Raw genomic sequence first — 16,018 nt, 5'->3', positions numbered from 1 at the left:
TGCAGGCCAGGGGCTCGCTGATTTCTTCCCTGTGAGCGAGAAGAGGCCTGTTCTATGGAGTGGCTCTCCTACCTGAGCTTCACCGGTGGTGGCTGGGGCGATGAACTGCTGCACGGCCTGGGTGTGACCCTGGCCCTGGCGGCGACGACATTGCCGGTCGGGCTGGCGCTGGGTCTGGCCGTCGCGGCCATGGCACTGTTCGGCGGCCGGCTGTGCCGGGCCCTGGCGGTTGGCTTCAGTACCACCATCCGCGGTCTGCCGGAATTGCTGACCCTGTTCATCATCTACCACGGCGTCGGGCTGGCGATTAACCGCCTGCTCAAGTGGCACAACCCGGAGGCGCTACCGGTCGAGCTGAGCCCTTTCCTGGCTGGCGTAATTGCCCTGGCGATGGTGTTTGCCGGCTACTCCAGCGAAGTCTGGCGTGGCGCCTGGCAGGCGCTGGACCGTGGCCAGCTGGAGGCGGCCCAGGCCATCGGCGTGCGCCGGCTGACCATCTTCCGCCTGATCGAGTTGCCGCAGCTGTTGCGCCTGGCGCTGCCGGGGCTGGGCAACCTGTGGGTCAGCCTGATCAAGGACACCGCGCTGGTGTCGGTGATCGCGCTCAACGACCTGATGCGCATGGCCAACGTGGCGGTGGGGGTGACCAAGAAACCCTTCCTGTTTTTCGCGGTGGTGTGCCTGGTGTACTGGGCCATCTGCCTGCTCTGCGAGTGGGGTCTGGCCCGCCTGGAGCGCCGTGCCAACCGCGGCTTCGAACGTGAGGGGCGTGCAGCATGATCGACATTCTCGAACGCTTTTCCGGGCAGCTGTTGTCCGGCGCCGGGCTGACCCTGCAGCTCACCCTGATCGCCGCGCTGCTGGCCGGTTGCCTGTCGTTGCCGCTGGCTTTGCTGCGGCGTAGCCCGAGCATCGCCTGGCGCTGGCCGGTGCGCCTGTACGTATCGTTCTTTCGTGGCACGCCGCTGCTGGCCCAGCTGTTCCTGGTCTATTACGGCTCGGGGCAGTTCCGCGTGCCGCTGACCGAGGCGGGACTGTGGTGGTTCTTCCGCGATCCCTACTACTGCGCGCTGCTGACCTTCGTCCTCAACTCCACGGCCTACCAGGTGGAGATCCTGCGCGGCGGCCTGCGTGCGGTGCCCAGCGGGCAGATCGAGGCGGGCGTGGCCCTGGGCATGCGCCGCTTCGACCTGTACCGCAAGATCGTCCTGCCCAACGCGTACCGCATCGCGTTCCCGGCCCTGGGCAACGAGATCATCCTGCTGCTCAAGGGCAGTGCGGTGGTCAGCGTGATCACCGTGCTCGATGTGATGGGCCAGACCCGTCGCGCCTTCTCGCAGACCTTCGACCTGTCCGTGTACTTCTGGGCCGCCGTGCTCTACCTGCTGATGACCACGCTGTTCGTGCTGTTCTGGCGGCGCCTGGAGGCCTGCCTGACCCGCCACCTGCATAACCGCAGCGCGCAGCCCGGCAAGCGCCGCTCGCTGTTCAACCGCCTGTCCACAGGAGTGGCCCGATGACTGCCATCCAGATTCCCCAGGCCGCCCTCGAGGTGGAACACCTGCACAAGTCCTACGCCGGCATCGAGGTGCTCAAGGGCATTTCGCTGACTGCGCACAAACACGATGTGATCAGCATCATCGGCTCCAGTGGCTCGGGCAAGAGCACCTTCCTGCGCTGCATGAACCTGCTGGAATTTCCCGACAGCGGCACCCTGCGCGTACAGGGCGAGGAGCTGGAGCTGACCGCCGACAAGCATGGCAAGCGCTCCAGGCGCTGCCAGCGGCAGATCGAGCGGGTGCGTACGCACCTGGGCATGGTCTTCCAGTCGTTCAACCTGTGGCCGCACATGAGCGTGCTGGAGAACGTGATGCTCGGCCCCTGCACCGTGCTCGGCCGGCCGCGCGAGGAGGTCGAGGCCAAGGCGCGCAGCCTGTTGGCGCGGGTCGGCATGCTGGAGAAATGCCACGTCTACCCCGAGTGCCTGTCCGGCGGGCAGAAGCAGCGCGTGGCCATTGCCCGTGCCCTGGCCATGGACCCGGAGGTGATGCTGTTCGACGAGCCGACCTCGGCGCTCGACCCCGAGCTGGTTGGCGAGGTGCTCAAGGTGATCCGCGAGCTGGGCGAGGAGGGCCGCACCATGATCATGGTCACCCACGAGATGCGCTTCGCCCGCGAGGTGTCGTCGCGCGTGGTCTACCTGCACCAGGGCCGGATCGAGGAGCAGGGGCCGCCCGAGCAGCTGTTCGACAACCCGCAATCCCCCAACCTGCGGCGCCTGCTGGCGGCCCAGCACTGATACTTTTTTACTGCCTAGAGTTCCTGCCCATGACTTCAGTCGTCTCGCTGCACCCGTGGAAACGCGAAGAACACCTGACCAGTGCCGACAACCAATTGCTGATCGATGGCGTCAATGCCGTCGAACTGGTCGAGCGTTATGGCTCGCCGCTGTACGTGTATTCCGAGGCGCGGCTGCGCCGCAACGCCGCCGACATCCTCGACAACTTCCGCCGCGAGCACGCCAATACCCGCGTGTGCTTTGCCAGCAAGGCCTGCGCCAACCTGGCCGTGCTCAGGGTGTTCAAGGACTGCGGGTTGTCGCTGGAGGTCAATTCCGGCGGCGAATTCCACAAGGCCCGGGTCGCCGGATTTGCCCCCGAGGAGCTGGTGTTCAACGGCGTGGCCAAGCAGGTGCAGGAGCTGCGCGAGGTGATTGGCGCCGGTATCGGCTCGATCAATGTCGACTCGCTGTCCGAGCTGCAGCGCATCATCGCGGTGGCCGGCGAACTGCGGCAGCAGGCGCGCGTGGCGCTGCGCATCATCCCGGAAATCCGTGGCGGCGCAGCGGCGGGCTGGCAGACCGGCACCTCAACCTCGAAGTTCGGCATGACCGCCGGTGAGCAGGCCGAGGCCATCGAGCTGATTCTGGCCAACCCGCAGGCGGTGAAGATGGTCGGCGTGCACGCGCATATCGGCACGCAGATCACCGACATCGGCGTGTACCAGGCCGAGGCGGCCTTCCTCATCGACTACGTGCGTGAGGTCAATGCGCGCCTGCCATACCCGCTGGAGCATGTGAACCTGGGCGGCGGCTTCGCCAAGAACTACAGCAGCGCCGAGGAGAACTTCGCCCCGGTGGCGCCGCACTACCGCGAAAGCTACCGCACCGACATCGACTTCGCCACGCTCGCCCGCCAGCTGATCCGCCCGGTCAGCCAGGCGCTGGGCCAGGACATCCAGATCATCGTCGAGCCGGGGCGCAGCATGGTCAGCGACACGGCGATCCTGCTCACTCGCATCGAGGCGCACAAGGCGCGGCAGACTCCAGTGTTCTACCTGGATGCCGGCTACAGCGTGCTGTTCGACCTGTACATCGGCTGGTACTTCCACATGCTCAACGCCTCGCGCGCCGATGACACCGACACCGCGTTGTTCCGCATGGCCGGGCCGCTGTGCGACAGCAGCGACACCTATTACGACATCGAAGGCGAGGGCGCGGTGGCCGAGCTGATCGCCGAGCAACCGGCGCTGGCCGAGCATCGCGCGGTGCTGGAGCAGGTGCTGGTGCACCAGCCCAACCTGCGCGAGCTGCCGGCCGCCACGGCGCAGGGCGATGTGATTGCGCTGCTCGATGTCGGTGCCTACGCGCTGGAGATGATGAACCAGTACTGTGGGCGCCAGGCCGCCGCTGCGGTGATGGTCGACCGGCAGCAGGGCAGCCGGCTGATCCGCCGCCGCGCCGAGTATGCCGACCTGCTGGCGCATGATGTCGACTGAGCGTAACGACCTGTCGCCTGGAGGGCAGGCCCGCGCTGCCCTTCGGGGCGGCGGCAATGCTAAGGTCTGCCCGGAGCCGTCGGCATGACGGTCTGTCTGGGGGAATCACCGATCATGCTGTCGCCGCGCGAGCGCCTGCTGCGCAATCTGGACTGGAACCTGCTGTACACCTTCCTGGTCATCGTCGAGGAAAGCAGCATCACCGGCGCGGCCCGGCGTCTGTCGCTCAGCCAGCCGAGCGTGAGCAACGCACTCAAGCGCCTGGAGGAACACCTGGGCATGCGCCTGATCCAGCGGCGCAAGGGCATGTTCGCCCTGACCGAGCAGGGGCTGCGGGTCTACGAATACATCTCCTCGGCCGGCAGCATTCTGGAGAAGATGGCCGAACAGTACGCCGGTGAGGCCGGTGCTGTGCTTGGTGAGTTGCATATCCAGGTGGCCAGCCACGTTTGCTGCCGACCCTTCGACGCGGCACTGGTGCGCTTTCACCAGCAGTACCCCAACGTGCTGATCAGCCTCAGTTCCGAGCCCAGCGCGCATATCGTCGATGCGGTGGCGCAGGATCGCCTGCACATCGGCATCAGCAACAAGAAGACCGCCCAGACCGGGCTGCACTTCGACCTGCTCGGCTACGAGCAGATGGCCTTCTACTGCGGGTCGACGCATCCGTTGTTCGGCCGCAAGGACCTAATCAGCGCCGATCTGCGCGGGCTGGCCTACATCTCCTTCGAAAGCGACCAGCCCGGCGAGGGCCTCAGTGCGGTGAGTAACGTGCGCGCCGAGCAGCAGTTCTGGGGGCGCCTGGTGGCGGTGTCGCCCAACGAGGAGGAGGTGCGTCGGCTGATCCTCGCCGGCCTGGGTTTTGGGGCGCTGACCGTGGAGGGTGCCAAGCCCTACGTGGCGCAGAACCTGCTGTTCCAGCTGCCGCCCTACGACGAGCTGCCGGTCAACGAGGTGTACCTGGTGACGCCGGAGAACCAGCTGTTGACGGATGTGGAGCAGCTGTTTATCGCCCTGCTGCGCGAGGCTGCAGTGGATGAGGTGCGTGAGCGCTACTTCAAGGACTAAGACCAAGGTTGAATGGCTGGCAAAGTGCTGCGGGCACAGACTATAGGCATCCGGCTCCTGCGATACCCGGATTGCGTTTCTGACATTCCTCCCCGGAATGAAATTGGCGGCGACCTCCCGAGGGTCGCCTTTTTTTTGCCTGATTTTCCTGGGGTCGACCAAGGTCTTACGCCGGTAAGACCTTGGTCGAATGGCCCCACAAAGGGTCGGGGGATACAAAAGACGCCATACAAAAACAACGCCCTTGAGGTATCCCGATGACCGCTGCATCCATCTACCCCGTACGCCCCGAGGCGGCCGCCCATACCCTGACCGACGAGGCCACCTACAAGGCCATGTATCAGCAGTCGGTGGTCAACCCGGATGGCTTCTGGCGTGAGCAGGGCAAGCGTCTGGACTGGATCAAGCCCTTTACCAAGGTCAAGCAGACCTCCTTCGACGACCACCATGTCGACATCAAGTGGTTCGCCGACGGTACGCTCAACGTGTCCGCCAACTGCCTGGATCGCCATTTGGAAACCCGTGGCGATCAGGTGGCGATCATCTGGGAGGGCGACGATCCTTCCGAGCACAAGGAAATCACCTACCGCGAGCTGCACGAGCAGGTATGCAAGTTCGCCAACGCCCTGCGTGGCCAGGACGTACACCGCGGCGACGTGGTGACCATCTACATGCCGATGATCCCGGAAGCGGTGGTGGCCATGCTCGCCTGTACCCGCATCGGTGCCATCCACTCGGTGGTGTTCGGCGGCTTCTCGCCGGAGGCCCTGGCCGGGCGCATCATCGACTGCCAGTCGAAGGTGGTGATCACCGCCGACGAAGGACTGCGCGGCGGCAAGAAGATCCCGCTCAAGGCCAACGTCGACGACGCGCTGACCAACCCGGACACGCGCAGCATCCAGAAAGTCATAGTGGCCAAGCGCACCGGCTCCGAGATCAAGTGGAACCAGCACCGCGATGTGTGGTTCGAGGATCTGATGAAGGTGGCCGGCAGCACCTGTGCGCCGAAGGAGATGGGCGCCGAAGAGCCGCTGTTCATCCTCTACACCTCCGGCTCCACCGGCAAGCCCAAGGGCGTGCTGCACACCACCGGCGGCTACCTGACCTACGCCTCGCTGACCCACGAACGGGTGTTCGACTATCGCCCCGGCGAAGTCTTCTGGTGCACCGCCGATATTGGCTGGGTCACCGGCCACACCTATCTGGTCTACGGGCCGTTGAGCAACGGCGCCACCACCGTCATGTTCGAAGGCGTGCCGAACTACCCGGACGTCACCCGCGTGGCCAAGATCATCGACAAGCACAAGGTCAATATTCTCTACACCGCGCCGACCGCCATTCGCGCCATGATGGCCGAGGGCAAGGCGGCGGTAGAGGGGGCCGATGGCTCCAGCCTGCGCCTGCTCGGTTCGGTCGGTGAGCCGATCAACCCGGAAGCCTGGCAGTGGTACTACGAGAACGTCGGTCAGGGCCGTTGCCCGATCGTCGATACCTGGTGGCAGACCGAAACCGGTGCCTGCCTGATGACCCCGCTGCCGGGTGCGCACCCGATGAAGCCGGGCTCCGCCGCGCGGCCGTTCTTCGGCGTGCAGCCGGCGCTGGTCGACAACCTCGGCAACATTCTGGAAGGCGCCACCGAGGGCAACCTGGTCATCATCGATTCCTGGCCGGGCCAGGCGCGCACCCTGTACGGCGATCATGACCGTTTTGTCGACACCTACTTCAAGACCTTCAAGGGCATGTACTTCACCGGTGACGGTGCCCGTCGCGACGAAGACGGCTACTGGTGGATCACCGGCCGGGTGGACGACGTGCTCAACGTTTCCGGTCACCGCATGGGCACCGCCGAGGTGGAGAGCGCCATGGTCGCCCACCCGAAAGTCGCCGAGGCCGCGGTGGTCGGTGTGCCGCACGACCTCAAGGGGCAAGGCATCTATGTCTACGTGACCCTGAATGCCGGCGAAGAGGCTTCCGAGCAGCTGCGCCAGGAGCTGCGCAACTGGGTGCGCAAGGAAATCGGCCCGATTGCCACGCCGGATGTGATCCAGTGGGCGCCGGGCCTGCCGAAGACCCGTTCGGGCAAGATCATGCGCCGCATCCTGCGCAAGATCGCAACAGCCGAGTACGACTCCCTCGGCGACATCTCCACGCTGGCCGATCCCGGCGTGGTGCAGCACCTCATCGATACCCATCGCACCATGCAAGTCGCCTGATTAGGCAGCTCGTTCAGCGTGCACAACCCCGGCCACAAGCCGGGGTTTTTTATTGGGCCACCGGCCGGGCCGAGATGGCCGATCTTCGCGTTGGCGATCAGGCTCGCTCGATCTGCGCGGGAGTTCGCCGCATCAGCACCTCGCCAGCGCGGATCGAGACCAGCGCGTGGCCTTGACTACGGACCATCTCGTAGTCGTCCGGCGCCGACAGGATCAGCAGGTTGGCCGGGCGGCCGACTTCCAGCCCGTAACGCGCGCCCAGGTTGAGGGTGCGTGCGCTGTTGTCGGTGATCAGGTCCAGGCAGCGTTGCAGGTCCTCGTAACCGAGCATGTGGCAGATGTGCAAGCCGGCTTCGAGGATGCGCATGATGTTGCCGTTGCCCAGTGGGTACCAGGGGTCGACGATCGAGTCCTGGGCGAAGCAGACGTTGAGGCCGGCGCGGTCCAGTTCGGCGACGCGGGTCAGGCCGCGGCGCTTGGGGTAGGTGTCGAAGCGGCCCTGCAGGTGGATGCTCTCGGTCGGGCAGGAGATGAAGTTGATGCCACTCATCTTCAGCAGGCGGAACAGCTTGGAGCAGTAGGCGTTGTCGTAGGAACCCATGGCCGTGGTGTGGCTGGCGGTGACGCGCGCGCCCATGCCGCGCACGCGGGCTTCTTCGGCCAGCACTTCGAGAAAGCGCGACTGCGGGTCGTCGGTTTCGTCGCAGTGCACGTCGACCAGGCAGCCCGTGCGTTCGGCCAGGTCCATGAGGAACTTGATCGACGACACGCCCTGGTCGCGGGTGTTCTCGAAGTGCGGTATGCCGCCGACCACGTCCGCGCCCAGCTCAACCGCCTGCTCCATCAGGGCACGGCCGTTGGTGAAGGATTCGATGCCTTCCTGGGGAAAGGCGACGATCTGCATGTCGATCAGGTGGCGGGTTTCCTCGCGTACTTCGACCATGGCCTTGAGCGCTGCCAGAGTCGGGTCAGTGACGTCGACATGGGTACGCACATGCTGGATGCCGTGGTCGACCAGCATGTCGATGGTTTTTTTGGCGCGGGTCTTGGTGTCCTCGTGGGTCACCATTGCCTTGCGCTCGCCCCAGCGCTCGATGCCTTCAAACAGCGTGCCGCTCATGTTCCAGGCCGGCTCGCCGGCGGTCAGGGTGGCGTCGAGATGAATATGCGGCTCGATAAAGGGTGGGATTACCAGGTTGCCGGCGGCGTCGAGCTCGCCTGCGGCACTGGCTTGCAGCGTGGGCTGGGCGTCTATGGCGGCGATCAGCGCGCCCTCCAGGCGGATGCTGTGAAGGCCGTCGCGGCCACGCAGGCGGGCGTTGCGAATGATCATGGAAACTCTCCTTATCAGGCTGGGGCCGACAGGCGCCGGATCAGCAGGGCGATACTGATGTTCAGGCGGTCATGCGGGGTATCGAACGAGCAGCCGGTCAGCGCCTCGATGCGCTGCATCCGGTAACTCAGGGTATTGCGGTGCACCTGCAGGCGCTGGGCAGCCAGCACCAGGTTGCCGTTTTCCTGGAACCAGGCTTCCAGCGTAGGCATCAGCACCGGTGTATGCCGAGAATCGTCGCCGATCAGTGGGCCGAGCACACGCTCGACGAAGCGGTCGAGCAGGCTGCGGTCACGAATCGCGCCGAGCAGTTCGAGTACGCCCAGTTCGGCGAAGGCGCACAGCCCCAGGCGTTCGGGAAAACGCTGGGCCACCTCCAGGGCCTGGCGCGCTTCGCCCAGCCCCTGGGCAAAATGAGGCGGTAGATAACCAGCACCGCCCAAGCCGAGGAACGGACGCAGCGGTTGCAGGGAGGGGCGCAGGGTGCCGAGCAGGCGGGCCATGCGTTCGCGGTTGCGAGCTTCATCAGTGCTACTGGCGGCCGGTAGCAGCGCAATCCAGTGGCGGCCCTGGCGGATCAGGGGCAGGGCATCGCCCAATTGGGCCAGCTCGGCATTCAGGCACTCCTGCAGCTGTTGCTGGTGCAGCAGCAGCAGTTGCTCCGCGCTTGGTGCCTCATGGCTGACAAACAGCTGTTCACTGCCCTCCAGGCTGAGGACAGCCACCTGACGTGGCATGTCCAGGCGCAGACCGAGGCGCTCGGCACGCTGGCGCAGCACCTCGACAGACTGGCTGTCACCTTCCAGCAATTGCTCCAGCAACTGCTGGCGCGAGCGGCCTATCTGCTGGGCCTGGACCAGCGCGGTGCCGATGGCCTGGGTCACGACCACCATTTTCAGCGCGTAGGGTTGCTCGATCAGCGGTACGCCCAGACGCTCGGCTTCGCTGATCACGCTGTCCGGGATGGCGCGGATGAACTCGGGGCCGGTGAGGATCACCAGGCCGGCGCTGCCGCGCTCGTGAGCCTGGCGCAGCAACAGCAGCAGGTTGGTTTCAGGGCGCGGGTGGTTGATGCCGGTGACGAACACCAGCTCGCCGCCCATCACCCAGTCGGCGATATCTTCGTTCTCGGCCACGTAGGGCCAGCGCACGTCACTCTGCAGGCCCCGCGCGCCGGCGCGCAGGGTCATGCTTTCCAGTCCTGGCAACGCCAGGACATCGGCCACGCTGAGGCTCATGCGCGCGCCGGCGAACGCGCGGCCACGGCTTTGCGTAGTTCGAACAGCACGATATAGACCAGCGCGGCCACGGCGATGCCGACCAGCGGCGCGACCCAGGGCGAGAAGTAGGCGCAGAGGGCGCCTGCGGCATAGGCGAGCAGTCCGCACCAGTTGAAGGCCGGCAGGGAGGTGTCCGCCAGACGCGGGTAGCGTGCGCGATGGCCGTAGAAGTAGTCGGCCATGATCACGCCGCCAATCGGCGGGATGATCGAGCCGAGCAGGATCAGGAAGGGGATCAGCATCTCGTACATGCCGCCCAGGGCGAGCAGGGTGCCGATGGCGGCGCCGGCCAGGGTCACGGTCTTGCGTTTGTCGGTGCGCAGCAGGTTGCAGCCGGCGGCGGCGAAGTTGTAGATGGTGTTGTCCTGGGTGGTCCACAGGTTGAGGAACAGCATCACCACCGCGGCCATCGACAGACCCTGCAGTACCAGCACTTCGACCACATCCGGTTGCTGGTAGACGATGGCGCCGTAGGCACCGGCAATGATCATCAGACCGTTGCCGATGAAGAAGCCGAACAGGCTGGACAGCACGGCGACGCGACCGCTCCTGGCGAAGCGTGTCCAGTTGGTGGCCTGGGTGGCGCCGCTGACGAAGGTGCCGAACACCAGGGTGATGGCCACGCTCAGGCTCATGCTTTCCTTGGGCTGCACGGCCAGCAGGCCGGCCAGGCCGCCGGCGTCGCGGGTGGCGAGCCACAGCGAGATGACCAGCAGCACCAGCATGGCCGGCACCGCCACGCGCGACAGCAGGTCGAGGCCCTTGTAGCCGATGAAGGCGGTGATGCAGAAGCCGAAACCGAACAGCACCATCAGGGGTAGGGTCAGGTTCTCAGACAGGCCGAGCAGCTTGACCAGGACGATGGCGATGGTCGCCGTGCCCCAGGCGTACCAGCCGATCTGGGTGAAACCGAGGAGGATGTCGGACAGCTTGCTGCCCACTTCGCCGAAGCAGAAACGCCCCATCAGTACCGAGTTCAGACCGCTGCGGCTGGCGATCAGACCGAGCACGGCGGCGTACAGGCCGAGCAGCAGGTTGCCGATCACCGCAGCCCAGAGCAGGGTGGTGAAGTCGAAGGCCATGCCAATCTTGCCGCCGGCGAACATGGTGGCGGTGAAGAAGGTAAAACCGAACAGCAGGATGGAGGTGGACAGCAGGCCCTTGCGCGCGCCGCTGGGCACCTCGCTCAAGGGGTAATCGCTATCGGGAGTGGTCAGGCTCATGGCGGTGCTCCGGTTGGTCTGGGATGACCTTGCGATAGCAGGGGGCGTGCCAAGCACAGGGCACTTGCTGATCTGACAGGACGATCAGTGTGTGTTGTGCATGATGCACAACAATAGTCCTGAAATGGCTCGCTCCAGGGTTTCGTTTTGTGGGCTGTGCATTGCCGTGGTGCGTGCACGGTATGTACCGCACCAGACTGCGACCTACCGTTTAGTGCAGGGAGTCGTTCAGCCCGGGACTGGCTTCAGAACGGTGCCGGGCTTTCGAAGCGCAGGCGCTCACCGGTTTGCGGGTGGGTCAGGCTGAGCATGCTGGCGTGCAGGCACAGGCGCGGCCAGGCGGCCAGCGCCTGCTCGTGGGCGTACAGGCCGTCGCCGAGCAGCGGGTGGCCGATGGACAGCATGTGCACGCGCAACTGGTGTGAGCGGCCGGTGATCGGCGTGAGCTCGACCCGGCAGTAGTCGCCGCAACGTTCCAGCACGCGCCAGAAGGTCAGGGCGTGCTTGCCCAGTTCATGGTCGACCACATGGCGTGGTTTGGTCGGCGGGTCGTAGCGCAGGGGCAGGTCGATGCTGCCGCTGTCCAGTTCGGGCTGGCCCCAGCACAGGGCGGTGTAGGCTTTTTCGGTTTCGCGGTCGTGGAACTGGCGCGACAGCTCGCGATGGCTGTCGGCATCGCGGGCGAGGACGATGATGCCGCTGGTTTCCCAGTCCAGGCGGTGGACGATGCGCGCTTCCGGGTAGCCGTTTTCCTGCAGGCGGGTCACCAGGCAGTCGCGGTTGTCTTCGGCGCGGCCGGGTACGGAAAGCAGCAGGGTGGGCTTGTTGATCACCAGCAGGGCGGCGTCCTGGTGGATGATTTGCACATTCGAAAGCGGCATGGCGATTCCACAAATGACAACGGCGGCCGTGGCCGCCGTTGCTTACGCCTGGCGAATCAACGATCCGGCAGGGTGATGTTGAGTTCCAGAATCGAGCAGCTGCCCTGGTTTTCCAGCGCGACCTGCACCTGATCCTGCTCGATATTCACGTACTTGCGGATCACCTCGACCAGCTCCTTCTGCAGGGCCGGCAGATAGTCCGGCTGACTGCGCTGGCCGCGCTCGTGGGCAACGATGATCGACAGACGCTCTTTCGCGATCGAAGCAGGAGTTTCCTTTTTACGTTCGCGAAAGAAGTCGAAAATATTCATTAGCGCGCTCCAAACAGGCGTTGCATGAGTCCTTTCTTCTGTACGTCGAGGAAGCGATGCGGCACTTCCTTGCCCAGCAGGCGGTCGACGGCATCGCCGTAGGCCTGGCCGGCGTCGCTCTGGTCATCGAGGATGACCGGCACGCCCTGGTTGGACGCTTTCAGAACGGCCTGGGATTCCGGGATGACGCCCAGCAGGTTGATGGCGAGGATCTCCTCGACGTCTTCCACACCGAGCATTTCGCCCTTGGTGACGCGCTCCGGGTTGTAGCGGGTCAGCAGCAGGCGCTCCTTGATCGGCTCCAGGCCCTGCTCGGCGCGGCGCGACTTGCTGGCCAGCAGGCCGAGCATGCGGTCGGAGTCACGTACCGAGGACACTTCCGGGTTGGTCACGACGATGGCTTCGTCGGCGAAGTACATGGCCAGGTGAGCACCGGTCTCGATGCCGGCCGGCGAGTCGCAGATCACGTATTCGAAGTTCTGCGCCAGCTCGTCGATGACCTTGCCGACGCCTTCCTTGGTCAGGGCGTCTTTGTCGCGGGTCTGGCTAGCGGCCAGGACGTAGAGGTTTTCCAGGCGTTTGTCCTTGATCAGGGCCTGGGTCAGTGTCGCTTCGCCATTGATGACGTTGACGAAGTCGTACACCACGCGGCGTTCGCAGCCCATGATCAGGTCGAGGTTACGCAGACCGACGTCGAAGTCGACGATCACGGTCTTGTGGCCGCGCAGGGCCAGGCCGGTGCCGATGGCGGCGCTCGTGGTGGTTTTGCCCACGCCGCCTTTGCCGGAAGTGACTACGAGGATCTTGGCCAAGGTGTTTTACCCCAAGTGTATGAAAAGAGGGCATTACCGAGCCGAAAAGACTGGCTTCCGGATGCCCTTTTGGTCCCTGAAAATTGGCCGCAGTATCCGTTAAAGGCGGGTGATGTTCAACACGTCACCCGACAGACTGACCAGCACCGACTGGCCCCAGAGCGGATCGCGGCGCAGGTCTTCGGCGGTCTTGTACTGACCCGCCACTGACAGCATTTCGGCGCCCATTTGCTGACAGAAAATTCGTGCCTTGGCGTCGCCCTTGACGCCAGCCAGGGCACGTCCGCGCAGCGGGCCGTACACATGGATATTGCCGTCGGCGAGAAGTTCCGCGCCGGGGCTGACCGCCGCCATGACCACCAGATCGCCTCCCTGGGCATAGATCTGCTGGCCGCCGCGCACCGGGCTGGTGATCACCTTGGTCGGTTTGACCATGGGTTCGGCAGGCTTTTCCGGCTTCTTGCGGCTCTCCGCCGGCTCGATCAGTTTCTCGCGCGCGCCCGAAGGCGGCAGCACGGGAATGTCCAGCGCTTCGGCGGCAGCGATGTCATCGTCACGGGTGGCGCGGATGGCCAGGGTGCGCAGGCCGTGCTGGCGGCAGACTTCCATCAGCTTGCCCAGGTCGAGTTCGCCTTCGCCTTCCGGCAGCTTGTCCAGGGCCAGTACCAGGGGAATGTTCTGGAAGAAGTTGGGGGCCTGGGCGACTTTATCCGCCAGCTGCCGATCCAGGCGCTCCAGGTCGTTGTGCGCCAGTTCCAGGATAGTGATGGCGAGCATGCTGCCTTTGAGCTGGAACACGGGGTCTTGGTCGAGGAGGTCGGCTTGGCTCATGGTCTGCCCACTGCAATGAATGGGCACGACTTATAGCGATATGGGGGCAGCGCCGCAAGCCGGGCGGAGTTCTGTAGAATGCCGGGCTTCCTCGACAGCCTGGAATCACCATGGATCGCCCGCAATTTCGCCGCTCTTTCCTCCACCCACGCTTCTGGCCGCTCTGGTTGGGCCTCGGGCTGCTGTGGCTGGTGGTGCAGCTGCCGTATCGGGCACTACTGGTGCTGGGCCGTGGCCTGGGCGCGCTGATGTATCGGGTGGCCGGCTCGCGGCGGCGCATCGCCGCACGCAATCTGGAGCTGTGTTTTCCACAGTTGTCCGTGGCCGAGCGAGAGCGGCTGCTGAAGGAGAACTTCGCCTCCACTGGCATCGCCTTCTTTGAGATGGCCATGAGCTGGTGGTGGCCTAAGGAGCGGCTGGCCAAGCTGGCGCACATTGAGGGGCTGGAGCATCTGCAGCAGGCTCAGCAAGAGGGGCAGGGCGTGATCCTCATGGCGCTGCACTTCACTACCCTGGAAATCGGCGCGGCGCTGCTCGGTCAGCGGCAGACCATCGATGGCATGTACCGCGAGCACAAGAACCCGCTGTTTGACTTCGTTCAGCGTCGCGGCCGCGAACGCCACAACCGGGATGCCACGGCCATTGAGCGCGAGGACATTCGCGCCATGCTCAAGGTGCTGCGCGCCGGTCGTGCGATCTGGTACGCGCCGGATCAGGATTACGGTCCCAAGCAGAGTATCTTCGTGCCGCTGTTCGGCATCACCGCGGCGACTGTCACCGCCACCACCAAGTTCGCCCGCCTGGGCAAGGCGCGGGTGGTGCCCTTCACCCAGGAGCGCCTGGCCGACGGTTCGGGGTATCGCCTGGTCATCCATCCGCCGCTGCTGGACTTCCCGGGTGAAAGCGAGGAGGCCGATTGTCTGCGCATCAATCAGTGGATCGAGCAGGCGGTCAGTCAGTGTCCCGAGCAGTACCTCTGGGCACATCGCCGTTTCAAGACGCGGCCTGAGGGCGAGGCCAAGCTGTACCGCAAATAGCCGGTTCTATACTCGTCAGAAAGCCAAGGAACAGTGCCCATGACACCAGCCGAAGACCGTGCCAGGCCCATCACCGGGCTGATTCTTTCCGGCGGTGGCGCACGGGCGGCCTATCAGGTGGGGGTGCTCGCGGCTATCGCCGATCTGCTCGGCGAAACGGCGGATAATCCTTTTCCGGTCATCGTCGGTACTTCGGCCGGCGCCATCAATGCCGTTGGCCTGGCCTGTGGCGCACTGCATTTCAGCACTGCGGTACAGCGGCTGACGCAGGTTTGGCAGGGCTTTCACTGTGGTGATGTGTATCGCAGCGACTGGCCCGGCGTCTTGCACCAGGCCAGTCGTTTCCTCGGTCACAGCCTGCTGGGCCTTGGCAAGCAGCAACCGGTGGCACTGCTCGACAGTGCGCCGCTGGGCGAGCTGCTGGCCCGTGAGCTGGATTTTTCGGGGATCGCCGCGGCTGTGCGGGCGCGTCAGTTGCGGGCGGTGGCGGTCACGGCCTTTGGTTACGAGAGCGGCCAGGCGGTGACGTTCTACCAGGGGCGCGCGACCATCGACCCCTGGTTTCGCCATCGTCGCGTGGGCGTACCGACCCGCCTGGACCTCAATCACCTGCAGGCCAGCGCGGCCATCCCGCTGGTGTTCCCACCGGTGAAAATCAATCGCGAATATTTCGGTGATGGTGCGGTACGCCAGCCGGCGCCGATCAGCCCAGCGCTGCACCTGGGCGCCAGCCGGGTGCTGGTGGTAGGGGTAAGTGGCAATCCGCTGGGCAAGGGTGTCCATCAGGAAGTGGTGCGCCCGCGTAGCGGTCTGCCGCCGACCCTGGCACAGATCAGCGGGCACATGCTCAACAGCACCTTTATCGATAGCCTGGAAAGCGATATCGAACTGCTCGAACGGCTCAATCATATGAGCCGCCTGGTGCCATCCGGCCTGCATCCGCGTGGCCTGGGGCTGAAACCGGTGGAGGTGCTGGTAATCGCCCCCAGTCAGCCGCTGGATCAGATCGCCGCCCGCCATCGCCACGAGTTGCCCAAGGCCATGCGCTTTTTCCTGCGTGGACCGGGGGCGACCCGTGCCAGCGGTGCCGGCGTGCTCAGCTACCTGCTGTTCGAGCCGGGCTATTGCAACGAGCTGATCGAACTGGGGTTCCAGGACGCCATGGCGCAGAAAGAGTTCCTGTTGCGTTTTCTCAGTGCGGAACCGGCGCCAGACGACCTGGCTGCGGCATTCGTTCCGTCCACGCGCTGAA

At 65.0% G+C, this 16,018-nt stretch carries 15 protein-coding genes; 8 read left to right on the top strand and 7 right to left on the bottom strand.

The genetic code is table 11. The features are described from left to right. Nucleotides 1-54: 54 nt before the first annotated feature. The 6 genes from P7A97_RS14895 (at nt 55) to acs (ending at nt 7,058) form a co-directional block, all read left to right on the top strand. A complete protein-coding gene (locus P7A97_RS14895) occupies nt 55-780 on the top strand; it encodes an ABC transporter permease subunit (protein WP_277690745.1) in 726 nt (241 codons plus the stop codon). Then, a complete protein-coding gene (locus P7A97_RS14890; RefSeq protein WP_277690743.1) occupies nt 777-1,520 on the top strand; it encodes an ABC transporter permease in 744 nt (247 codons plus the stop codon). The genes P7A97_RS14895 and P7A97_RS14890 overlap by 4 nt, the downstream gene beginning before the upstream one ends. Beyond that, nucleotides 1,517-2,299 carry an ATP-binding cassette domain-containing protein gene (locus P7A97_RS14885; RefSeq protein WP_277690742.1) on the top strand — a complete coding sequence of 261 codons (783 nt, stop codon included), beginning with the start codon at nt 1,517-1,519 and terminating at the stop codon, nt 2,297-2,299. The genes P7A97_RS14890 and P7A97_RS14885 overlap by 4 nt, the downstream gene beginning before the upstream one ends. 29 nt (nt 2,300-2,328) lie before the next feature. Then, nucleotides 2,329-3,777 carry a diaminopimelate decarboxylase gene (lysA, locus tag P7A97_RS14880; protein WP_277690740.1) on the top strand — a complete coding sequence of 483 codons (1,449 nt, stop codon included), beginning with the start codon at nt 2,329-2,331 and terminating at the stop codon, nt 3,775-3,777. A gap of 84 nt (nt 3,778-3,861) precedes the next feature. After that, complete coding sequence (locus tag P7A97_RS14875; RefSeq protein WP_277690739.1) at nt 3,862-4,845, top strand: LysR family transcriptional regulator; 984 nt, start codon at nt 3,862-3,864, stop codon at nt 4,843-4,845. A 257-nt stretch (nt 4,846-5,102) separates the two neighbouring features. Continuing rightward, nucleotides 5,103-7,058, top strand: a complete 1,956-nt coding sequence (acs, locus tag P7A97_RS14870) for an acetate--CoA ligase (RefSeq protein ID WP_277690738.1) — start codon at nt 5,103-5,105, stop codon at nt 7,056-7,058. A gap of 97 nt (nt 7,059-7,155) precedes the next feature. Here the strand turns inward: acs and codA are convergent, their stop codons facing one another. The 7 genes from codA to minC form a co-directional block, all read right to left on the bottom strand. After that, on the bottom strand, nt 7,156-8,391 hold the full coding sequence (gene codA / locus P7A97_RS14865) for a cytosine deaminase (RefSeq protein WP_277690737.1): 1,236 nt from the start codon (nt 8,389-8,391) through the stop codon (nt 7,156-7,158). 14 nt (nt 8,392-8,405) lie between these two features. Beyond that, a complete protein-coding gene (locus P7A97_RS14860) occupies nt 8,406-9,629 on the bottom strand; it encodes a PucR family transcriptional regulator (protein ID WP_277690736.1) in 1,224 nt (407 codons plus the stop codon). Beyond that, a complete protein-coding gene (gene codB / locus P7A97_RS14855; protein ID WP_277690735.1) occupies nt 9,626-10,894 on the bottom strand; it encodes a cytosine permease in 1,269 nt (422 codons plus the stop codon). Before codB ends, P7A97_RS14860 begins: the two co-directional genes overlap by 4 nt. Nucleotides 10,895-11,139: 245 nt before the next feature. Continuing rightward, nucleotides 11,140-11,775, bottom strand: coding sequence for an RluA family pseudouridine synthase (locus tag P7A97_RS14850; RefSeq protein ID WP_068827966.1), 636 nt, complete (start codon nt 11,773-11,775; stop codon nt 11,140-11,142). Between the two features lie 56 nt (nt 11,776-11,831). After that, complete coding sequence (gene minE, locus P7A97_RS14845; RefSeq protein WP_021701941.1) at nt 11,832-12,086, bottom strand: cell division topological specificity factor MinE; 255 nt, start codon at nt 12,084-12,086, stop codon at nt 11,832-11,834. Then, entirely contained in the window at nt 12,086-12,898 is an 813-nt protein-coding gene (minD, locus tag P7A97_RS14840; protein ID WP_277690734.1) for a septum site-determining protein MinD, read from the bottom strand. Before minD ends, minE begins: the two co-directional genes overlap by 1 nt. A 99-nt stretch (nt 12,899-12,997) precedes the next feature. Next, nucleotides 12,998-13,729, bottom strand: coding sequence for a septum site-determining protein MinC (gene minC / locus P7A97_RS14835; RefSeq protein WP_277690733.1), 732 nt, complete (start codon nt 13,727-13,729; stop codon nt 12,998-13,000). Between the two features lie 110 nt (nt 13,730-13,839). On the opposite strand from minC, the gene P7A97_RS14830 reads away from it, so the two are divergent. Further along, nucleotides 13,840-14,766 carry a lipid A biosynthesis lauroyl acyltransferase gene (locus tag P7A97_RS14830; protein WP_277690732.1) on the top strand — a complete coding sequence of 309 codons (927 nt, stop codon included), beginning with the start codon at nt 13,840-13,842 and terminating at the stop codon, nt 14,764-14,766. 39 nt (nt 14,767-14,805) lie between these two features. Further along, nucleotides 14,806-16,017 carry a patatin-like phospholipase family protein gene (locus P7A97_RS14825; protein ID WP_277690729.1) on the top strand — a complete coding sequence of 404 codons (1,212 nt, stop codon included), beginning with the start codon at nt 14,806-14,808 and terminating at the stop codon, nt 16,015-16,017. The last annotated feature ends 1 nt before the right edge of the window (nt 16,018 follow it).

Source organism: Pseudomonas sp. GOM6 (genome assembly GCF_029537485.1).
GTDB lineage: Bacteria > Pseudomonadota > Gammaproteobacteria > Pseudomonadales > Pseudomonadaceae > Aquipseudomonas.
This window is presented reverse-complemented; position numbering and strand designations above follow the sequence as displayed.